We start from the raw sequence: 2,079 nt of genomic DNA on the forward strand, positions 1-2,079 counted from the left end.
TGGATCAGATCCAGCAGCTCCATGTTCCGCTTGGTGTACTTCTTGGCCACGCTCACCACCAGGCGCAGGTTGGCCGCCACCATGCGCTCCTTGGCGCGGCGGCCGGCGTGCAGGCGCTTGCGCAGCATCACCGGGGTGAGGCCCGCCTCGGCGGCGAGCAGTTCGGGGCTGGGCTCCTCGCCACCGGATCGGAGGGTGAGTTCCTCGCGCAGGTCTTCGAGGGCCATCAGCTCCTGCACCTGGCGGCCCAGGGTGATTTCCTGCTCATGGCTGAGCAGCGGCACGCGGCCGATGTCCCGCAGGTAGGAGCGCAACGAATCGCCGGTGGAGACCAGCAGGGACGCGGAAGCAGCGGTGATGGTGATCGAAGGCATCGTCCCTTGTTACGAAACCATTTGGTTTCGTAAATCTACCATCACTTTGCGGACTCGCTCCGACCTGGAGCGGTCCGCAGAATGGGGGGATGGCTGCCGACCGTCTGCAGAAACTCGTGGCTGCCGCAGGGCTCTGCTCCCGCCGCCAGGCGGAGGCGTGGCTGCGCGACGGCCGGGTGCGGGTCAACGGTGAGCTGGCCCAGCTGGGCGACCGCGCCGATCCCAGCTGCGACCTCATCAGCGTCGACGGTCAGCCCCTGGAACGGCCCCGCAGCACCCTGACCCTGCTGCTCAACAAGCCGCCCGGGGTGCTGAGCACCTGCCACGACACCCACGGCCGGCCCACCGTGCTCGACCTGCTGCCACCGGAGCGGCGCCGCGGCCTGCATCCGGTGGGCCGGCTCGATGCCGACAGCCGGGGTGCCCTGCTGCTCAGCAACGACGGCGACCTCACCCTGCGCCTCACCCATCCCCGCTATGGCCATCGCAAGACGTACCAGGTGTGGGTCGAGGGATGGCCGCCGCCGGCAACCCTGGAGCGTTGGCGGGCCGGCGTGCCCCTCGATGGCCTGCCCAGCCAGCCGGTGGACCTGCATCGGCTGCGCCACCACCGCGGCGCCACCCTGCTGGAGTTGGTGCTGCGGGAGGGCCGCAACCGCCAGATCCGACGCACGGCGGAGATCCTCGGCCACCCGGTGCTGGATCTGAGACGGGTCGCCGTTGGCCCGGTGCAGCTGGGCGATCTGGCGGAAGGATCCTGGCGTGAGGTCGAACCGGGAGAATGGGGCCCCCTGGCCGTCGCTCCCTGAGCCCCCCTCCCTTGCCCAAGTCGGTCCCGTCCCTGTTTCAGCGTCTGCGCGAAAGCCTGCCGGGCCAGCGCCACAGCGTGCGAACAGTGGTGGAGGAGCGACGCCAGGATCCCCTGCTGCTCGCCGGCCAGCAGCTGCGCGAGGCCCGGGAGAGCCGCGGCATCGGCCTGCGTCAGCTGGCGCTCGACACCCGCATCAGCACCGCCGTGCTGGAGGCCCTGGAGCGGGGCTGGCGGGACCGGCTGCCGGAAGCGGCCTACCTGCGCACCATGCTGCCTCTGCTGGAACACCATCTGGAGCTGCCCGGGGGCGCTCTGGACGGGGTGCTGCCGCCGGAGCAGGACCGGCGCAACGGGCGGCGGCGGGACACGGTGCTGCTGCGCTTCACCCCCGGCTCGATCGATGTCTTCACCACCTGGCAGGGCACGGTGCTGTACGCGCTGCTGTGTGCTGGCCTTCTCTATGGCCTCAACCTGCAGCAGCGCCAGCTGGCCGCCCAGGGCCTGAACGCCCTGCGGCCGATTCCGCCCCTGAGTGCCGCCCAGACCGACCAGGCCAACCTGGAGGATGCCGACCGGGCGATCCTGGGCGCCTACCCCGACCTGCGCCCCCTGGGCAAGGCCGCCGCCGGCCAGGGACTGCAGCGGCTGCGCCGCGAAACCAGCCAGAATCGCCCTGATCTGGCCCTCGGCCTGCTGCGCCTTGAGCTGGCCAAGCCCACCCGGGTGGCCCTGCGCAGCGATCGGGGTGTGGAAACCCAGCTGCCTGCGGTGCAGGGCAGCCTCAGCCTGCCGGTGCTGCCCCCCTTCAGCCTGCGGCTCGAGCCGGCCCCGGCGGTCGGTTCGGTGCGCTGGAACGGCCAGCCCCTGGCGCCCGCCACCCCCGCTGGCCAGAGC

The 2,079-nt window shown here is 71.5% G+C and carries 3 protein-coding genes; 2 read left to right on the forward strand and 1 reads right to left on the reverse strand.

From position 1 onward, the window contains the following. The coding region (locus VB739_RS16560; RefSeq protein ID WP_323358112.1) for a sigma-70 factor domain-containing protein at positions 1-374 on the reverse strand (374 nt) is incomplete at its 3' end. 89 nt (positions 375-463) lie between these two features. Here VB739_RS16560 and VB739_RS16565 point away from each other — a divergent pair. Then, positions 464-1,183, forward strand: coding sequence for a pseudouridine synthase (locus VB739_RS16565; protein WP_323358113.1), 720 nt, complete (start codon positions 464-466; stop codon positions 1,181-1,183). An 11-nt stretch (positions 1,184-1,194) separates the two neighbouring features. Further along, on the forward strand, positions 1,195-2,079 hold an 885-nt coding region (locus VB739_RS16570), incomplete at its 3' end, for a helix-turn-helix transcriptional regulator (protein WP_323358114.1).

The organism is Cyanobium gracile UHCC 0281 (genome assembly GCF_034931305.1).
In the GTDB taxonomy this organism is placed as follows: Bacteria; Cyanobacteriota; Cyanobacteriia; order PCC-6307; family Cyanobiaceae; genus Cyanobium; species Cyanobium gracile_A.